We start from the raw sequence: 7,420 nt of genomic DNA on the forward strand, positions 1-7,420 counted from the left end.
CCGGTAACACCGGAATGATGTTGACTGTTGACTGTTCACTGTTAACAGTCAACAGCGAACTCGAATTTACTATTCCGATGAAGAGAGGATTTGATATCATTCTCCTGTCTAAAAAACCCTATCCTCAGAATTTTAAATCCTATCAATTGTCTATTTAATGCAAAAATTTATTCTACTTTGGCTTGGACAAACTGCTTCGATGATTGGCAGCGCTATGTCCGGGTTTGCGCTGACTATTTGGATTTGGGAGTCTACCCATCAAGCGACGGCTTTGGCTTTGTTGATGTTTTTTACTCAATTGCCGCGCATCTTGCTTGCTCCGGTTGCTGGCATTCTCGTCGATCGCTGGAATCGAAAATTTTTGATGGCGATCGGCGATGCGGTTTCAGCTTTGTTAACGCTCGCTATCCTATTACTTTATATCAGCCAAAACCTGCAACTATGGCATTTATATGTAGCGAGTGCGATTAACGGAATTTTTGACCAAATTCAGCAGTTAGCTTACTCAGCAGCCATCGCCACAATGATGCCAGAAAAGCATTACAGCCGCGCTAGCAGTTTAAGTTTTTTGGCAAATTACGGCGCGAGTATTATTGCTCCGACGTTGGCAGGGATTCTCTATTCTGCGATCGGGCCCGGCGGGATTTTTACGATCGACCTGGCAACTTTTACAATCGCGATCGCCACCCTAGTATCTGTCAAAATACCCCAGCCCGCGATCGCGCCAGCATTGCGGAGCAATATCGCCTCCAATCCCCAGCAGACTCACTCCCACCTATTGCAAGAACTCAGCTTCGGATTCCGCTACATCGTCGATCGTCCCAGCCTGCTTGCCTTGCTGGTGTTGGTTTCGCTATTCTGGTTCGCTCACGACATCGGCGCAGCCCTCTACTCACCGATGATTCTGGCACGCACCGGCAACAATGCCAGAATCCTCGGTACTATACTTTCCGCCGCCGGCGCCGGTGGCGTTTTAGGAGCATTGTTCGTCAGTATTTGGGGCGGCCCCAAACGCCGAATCCGAGGCTTTCTGCTGGGCATGGCAGGCGCGGGCTTGAGTAAAATAGTCTTTGGTTTCGGTGAGGCGCTTTCTATCTGGATTCCCGCTCAATTTTGTTCGTCTTTCAATTTCCCCATCCTCGGCAGTTCCAACGAGGCGATTTGGCTGGCGGAAGTCGCACCAGAGGTACAGGGGCGCGTTTTTGCTACCAGAGCAGTTATCGTGCAATTGGCCTCAGCGATCGGTTTATTGATCGCAGGCCCACTTGCCGATCGCGTTTTTGAACCCGCCATGCAACCGTCCGGTTTTTTAGCAACTATTTTTGGCCCAATTATCGGGACAGGTGCCGGTGCTGGCATGGCTTTGTTATACGCTATCTCCGCCATCGGCTTATTGCTCGTTGCAGTCGGTGGCTATGCTTGCCGCCTGTTGCGCGATGGGTAAAGGGGAAACGGAAAGAGGTCTTTTAACTTTTTCCTGACATCCGTTACATCCGTTACATCCGTCCTTGCGAATCCGTTGCCGAACTTCCTAACATCCGTTACCTCCGTTACATCCGTTACAAAATCCGTTGCCGAACATCCGTTACCTCCGTTACATCCGTTACAAAATCCGTTGCCGAACATCCGTTACCTCCGTTACATCCGTTACAAAATCCGTTGCCGAACATCCGTTACCTCCGTTACATCCGTTACAAAATCCGTTGCCGAACATCCGTTACCTCCGTTACATCCGTTACAAAATCCGTTGCCGAACATCCGTTACCTCCGTTACATCCGTTACAAAATCCGTTGCCGAACATCCGTTACCTCCGTTACATCCGTTACAAAATCCGTTGCCGAACTTCCTTCTCCTATAGTTTCTGGCGCGAACTCAGGTGAGCTTCAATTTCCGATCGCGATCGCCATACAGGGCGCAATTCCTTGCGAGCAAATAGCTGCAACTGATCGCCGGCGTGGGGCGAACCAGGTTGAGTGGCGTTGCCGTAACTGTTTAGCGCCATCGCTTTCACCGGATTGGAGAACTCAATCGCGGCGACAAAAGAATCGCCCGCAACCGCTTGAAAGCGATTGTCTTTCCGTGGAGCGAACCATACTGAGCGAAATACACCCAAAGCACCGTCAGCTCCATTTGCAGGCAAATTAGCCTCCCCAGGCAATCGGAAGACTTCCCCCCATGCCACATCTAAAGCGCCATAAGTTGCCTCAACTTTGGTTGCTGTAGCTTCCAAGACTCGCACCGCCTCCGCAGGATTTGCCAACCCGTCTGGCGTAGTTAGCGGCGCATCTTCGCTCCAAGGTTTGGCGAATAACTCATTAGCATTCATCGCTTTTTTCCAAAAGGCAAACAGCACCGCACCGCGACTGTCAGCATCGACTTTCCGATCCCAATTCGCGAGAACTTCCGCAGCGCGGCGCGCTTTTTCACTGCCTTGCCGTGCGGCGGGAATTAAATCATCGAGGAGGCGTGAGGCGAGTTCTACCTGAGTGGAATGTTTGTATTGTATCAATTCATCGAAAGAGATTTTTTGATCTTCTAAAAGCATTTTTGCCGATCGCTGCGATCGCAAATCCATCGGGCCGCGCGGTGCCATATAGGCGGGATAATTATCCGGTGAGATCGCCCTGGGAAACGTCGTCGTCCAGGGGGGATCGTTGGTATTTTGCAACCAACCGCTGGGCGGATCGACAACGCGCGGCAAATCCGCATAGGGATGATTTTTGCTCCACAAAGTCTCTGACGTATCGCCTGGGATTGTGTCTGACCAGTATTTAAAATCTCCGTTTTTGCGAATGGGGACTTGACCGTTAAACAAGTGCATGATATGCCCCTGGCGATCGGCATACATGACGGTAAACATGGGAATTTCTAAGCGCTTTAAAACAGCCTCAAATTCATTGAAATTCCGGGCCCGTGCCATATCCCACCACTCCTCTAAAGCACCGGACTGTTCGAGTCCGACAACGCGCAGGGCGATCGCTTTGCCCTGTTTTTCTGTGACAATCGGCCCGTGAACAGAACGCCGCACTACTAGAGATTCCGATCGCAAATTCCCATTCTTTTCTTTGACTTTTAAAACCTTCTCTTCTCTGTCAAATTTTCGGACTTCGCCATCGAAGCGATAGCCATCGTTAGCGAGGGGCAATTCGTAGGCATCCCAGCCATCGTGAGTGTTGACAGTATGAGTCCATCCCAAGTTGTCATTAAAGGCGATCGTTAATACAGGAAATCCGACGAGAGTCGCTCCGTAAGCGTTAATTTCGGGGCCAACCAGTTGTGCTTCGTACCATAAATATAAATCCGACCAAGGAAGGTGAGGATTTGCCAATAGCATGGCATTGCCACTTTGAGAATGGGAAGGAGCGATCGCCCAACCATTAGAGCCTTTGGGGGTATCATTTTCAGCGAGATTTTCAAGGCGCTCTGGATCGACTACAAAAGTAAAATTGATGACGCGCTGCTCGTGTGCCAATACATCTACCGGTTTGAGGGGCAATGCTACCTTTAATTCTTCGGTGAGCGCCTCTGGGTGTTCTTTTGCATAGGCATTCATTCCGCCAACAAAAGCATCGAGATAGTTGCGAAAAATGGGATTTTGTGATTCATACCACGCATTGGCGCGATTAGGAATTCCCATAGTTTGCACCCAGCGATCGGATTCCAGATAATCTTCGCCCCAAAATTCGGCAGCTTGCCCGCGAGCTTGCCCGTAAAGACGCAAAATCAGATTACCGTGACTTTGCATCTGCGCCCACCCGAAAGCGTAGAAAAGGCTTTTAGTATTCTCTCCGTAAATGTGTGGAATTCCATAGGTATCCCAAAGAATTTGAGTGCCAGTTTCAGGTGCGGATTGAACCCCATTATTGAGGAGCAAAACTACAACAAAACTCATTAATAAGGAGACAATCCGCCGGCATTGTTTTTTTCGTTGTATAAACACTGGAAATTAATTTGCTAGGTTTAAACTGAGACTTTGCACCCTTTTCAACAAGCTGCACGAACAAAACGGCGAGGATTTAAATCCTTTTTATAAGGTTATTTTTGAATTTGACCTTGTTGCCAATTTCCTTCTACCTTAGTTCCATCTGCATAAATGTAGGAACCTTGACCGTGTTTCTGACCGTTGAGGAATTCGCCATTGTAGCGATCGCCATTGGCGTAAATGCAGGTACCTTTGCCGTTGAACTGACCCTCGCTAAATTCGCCTTCGCAGCGATCGCCATTGGCAAAAATATAAACTCCTTTCCCGCTCATCTTACCCTTGACAAAAGTGCCTTTATAGCTATTGCCATTAGCAAATTCGCGGACACCCTCACCATTAAATTCTCCATTCTCGAACTGCCCTTGATAGCGTCCCCCTGCTTTAAAAGTTAACAATCCCTGACCCTGAGCGTTGCCCTTGACAAACTCTCCTTCATAGCGATCGCCGTTCGGATATTCGCGAACCCCTTTGCCGTGAAATTGCCCTTCGCTAAATTGCCCCTCATAACGCCCTCCGACCGCAAAAGCATAAATTCCCTGTCCGTGAGGTAGGTTATTTAGCAACTCTCCTTCGTAGCGGTTTTTATTAGCATATTGACAAACACCTTTGCCTTGAATTTTTCCTTCCTTAATATCTCCTTCGCAACGAGTGCCATTACTGAACGTAAAAGCCCCTCGGCCGCTGGGAGAACCGTTGGCAAAAGTGCCTTCGTAACGAAGCCCGTTAGCTGAAGTAAAAATGCCAGTTCCGTCGAACTCACCGTTTTTAAAAGTCCCTTCATAGCGATTGCCGTTAGCAAATTCGCGGACACCTTGACCGTTGAATTCCCCATCCGCAAATTCTCCTTGATATCGACCTTCTTCTTTAAATGTGTAAGTCCCCTTACCGTGAGGTTTGCCGTTGAGAAATTGCCCTTCGTAGCGATCGCCGCTGGCATATTCGCACCTAGCGGGACCGCTAAGTTTTCCCCCACTCAATTCTCCCTCGCAACGTCCGCCATCGGGTAGAGTAATTACTCCTGCCATTGCGCTGTCAGGGTTGACAAACAACTGAGCAATTCCCAAGTTGGAACTAAGTAAGAGAGCGAGTCCAAGTCGTTGATATTTACTTAATATTGCTGGCAAGATTCCCAAATTCATAGTTTACAAAAAAATCAATTTTTAACTTTGCTGTTGCTTGAACGGTGCCAAATAATTCCCAACCAAATTGCTAGAATTTAACAAGAAATCTACTCGTTGAGCTGGAAAGTAATGGATGCAGTTTTTCCTTGAATGCCACTATCTGATGAGGCAAATTTCCATTTTTCTACTGTTTTAATCGCAGCGCGATCGAAGTCGTCGTACTTGCTAGAAGTCAAGATCGCGATGTTGAATGCCTTACCCTTGGGGTCAACATCAAACATGACTTCCACTCGGCCTTGCCGCCCTTCTTGTCTGGCGGAGCTCGGATATTCAGGTTTACCGCAGCTAATGCAAGTGCCCGGAGGCGGGCCGGAAGGGCGCGAAGGACTCCCGCCTTTGCTTGGATTTGTTGGTTTTGGCACTGGCCGGGAACCGCTGCCAAATGGCTCTGAGGAACCCCCGCCACCATTTCCACCTCCACCGGCTGATGAGTTCGATGCACTTCCGACCGGGCTACCAGAGGAGGCGAGGTTTCCTACACCTCCGATCGCATTTCCAGAATTGCCACCGCCTCCTGGCTTAGTAGCTGTGACTGGCGAGCCAGCCGCGGGCGATCGCTGGATGGGCCCGGAAGAAGGATTTAATGCCTCTGAGGAAGGTTCCCCGCTACCCCCCGAAGCAGATGACGAAAGCGGGTTATTTTTTTCAGGGCCCTCGGAGGAGTTGGGATTTTCAGCATCTTTGGTAACGTCTGTCGAACTTCCAGCGCCCTTGGGGCGGGAAGCGGTAACAGGTGGTTCGCTCTGAGGGGGTTCCTGGCTCGCCGTTGTGCTGGGGCGATCGATTTTTGGAGGATCGGACGAGGGGTTTTTGGGTTCGTTGGCGATCGGGGTTTTGGGAGTTTCTGGGGGATTGAAATCCTGTTGAGGCGGGGGGGAAGGCTCCAGAGGAGGTGGTGGCGGCAAAGTTTCCGCTAAAGGCAACTCTTTCTCGATCTCTGGCGGGGGCGTTGCCGCCATCGGTGGCTCCTCTGGAATCGGCGGGGGCGTTGCCGCCATCGGTGGCTCCTCTGGAATCGGCGGGGGCGTTGCCGCTACCGGTGGCTTTTCTGGCTGAGTTGGCTCTGGTGGCGGTTCTGGTTTGAACGTCTCAGGTGGGGGAGATATCTTTTCTGGAATAACCGGCTCTGGCTTGGTTTCCTCTACTTTAGGCTCATCAAGCACAACAATTTCAATGGCATCCTCTGCAAATTCAGCAGGTTTGACCAACGCCAGAAGTAAGGGCAGCGCCACGCCGTGCAGTAAGGTTGAGGCTAACAAACCGATCGCCAGGACTTTTTTGAAAGCTTCTTCTTGTTGTTGTCTTTGCGTCGCCGAAATATTTGAAAAACTCATGCCCGATCGATCTCCTTTATGGATGGGTTGGTGACATCCTGGCTGGCTCCCCGACATCACCGGAAACAAGCTACCAACTGCGGGTTGAGCTTGCTATCAATGATGAACCTACAAATCTTATAAGAAGACTGTCACTTTTTTTAACACTCTTACTATTCTTTTGCATTTATTTTGTTTCGAGCTAGCGAGCAGATGCCATCAATCAGCATTTCCTCGGGCTGGGAGCTACCTCGATCCCATGGGCGCTGTCAATGTTCGGATTCTGACAGGGCCAGCTTCCACAACTCTTTAAATACAAGATTCCATAGGCCAATATACCAACATTTTTCAGCATTCTCAAGATTTTTAGAAAATTATCTATAAGTTTTATACAATTCAATATATTGAATGATAAATATAAATTATGACAATTTGTGAGTTAGGGCTTGAAATTTCTGAAAATTTGTGAAGTCTAATTGAGAATATTTAACAGTATTTAAGATTATTGTCAACTCCTAACGCACATACTTACCAAAGAGGCAGGGGGAGAAAAATCGGTCAGGATCGCAGTAGGAGCATTTTGGTTGCAGACGAAGATAGTCAGATACAGGTAGCGCGGGAAGTGCGGGAAGTGCGGGAAGTGCGGGAAGTGCGGGAAGTGCTTGCCTGAAACAATTCTCCGTCTGAATCACTTGTGCCTGCTTGACGCAAAAACTATACCAGCCTGCGATCGGGCTAATTGCATGATTAGGCAGTTGGCGATCGCTCAACACAGCTAACGAGAATACAAACCAATGGATGCTTTCATTTACATTAGAGACCTCCACAAAAAGAATGATCCAATAGCTATGTGGGTTTAGCGAAAATTTCTACAAACCATTTGTGAAGATTGGGGAGACGATGAATCTGGGTTTCAATTTCTGCCATAGCTAACTCCGAAAGT

At 48.9% G+C, this 7,420-nt stretch carries 5 protein-coding genes; 1 reads left to right on the plus strand and 4 read right to left on the minus strand.

All coding sequences use genetic code 11. From position 1 onward, the window contains the following. Window positions 1–157 precede the first annotated feature (157 nt). The gene (locus IQ263_RS07645; RefSeq protein WP_194066905.1) at window positions 158–1,444 is read left to right on the plus strand and encodes an MFS transporter; all 1,287 of its coding nucleotides are present in this window, start codon (window positions 158–160) and stop codon (window positions 1,442–1,444) included. Here IQ263_RS07645 and IQ263_RS07650 read toward each other — a convergent pair. From IQ263_RS07650 to IQ263_RS07665, 4 genes are all read right to left on the minus strand, one after another. Next, window positions 1,414–1,626 carry a hypothetical protein gene (locus tag IQ263_RS07650; protein WP_194066906.1) on the minus strand — a complete coding sequence of 71 codons (213 nt, stop codon included), beginning with the start codon at window positions 1,624–1,626 and terminating at the stop codon, window positions 1,414–1,416. The genes IQ263_RS07645 and IQ263_RS07650 overlap by 31 nt on opposite strands. A 227-nt stretch (window positions 1,627–1,853) precedes the next feature. Next, complete coding sequence (locus IQ263_RS07655) at window positions 1,854–3,893, minus strand: acylase (protein WP_194066907.1); 2,040 nt, start codon at window positions 3,891–3,893, stop codon at window positions 1,854–1,856. Window positions 3,894–4,036: 143 nt separating this feature from the next. Beyond that, window positions 4,037–5,122 carry an MORN repeat-containing protein gene (locus tag IQ263_RS07660; RefSeq protein ID WP_194066908.1) on the minus strand — a complete coding sequence of 362 codons (1,086 nt, stop codon included), beginning with the start codon at window positions 5,120–5,122 and terminating at the stop codon, window positions 4,037–4,039. Window positions 5,123–5,211: 89 nt separating this feature from the next. Beyond that, window positions 5,212–6,498 (minus strand): energy transducer TonB, encoded by a 1,287-nt coding sequence (locus IQ263_RS07665; protein ID WP_194066909.1) that lies wholly within the window; start codon window positions 6,496–6,498, stop codon window positions 5,212–5,214. Between the last annotated feature and the right edge of the window lie 922 nt (window positions 6,499–7,420).

Origin of the sequence: Tychonema sp. LEGE 06208 (assembly GCF_015207505.1) — a bacterium.
GTDB lineage: Bacteria > Cyanobacteriota > Cyanobacteriia > Cyanobacteriales > Microcoleaceae > Microcoleus.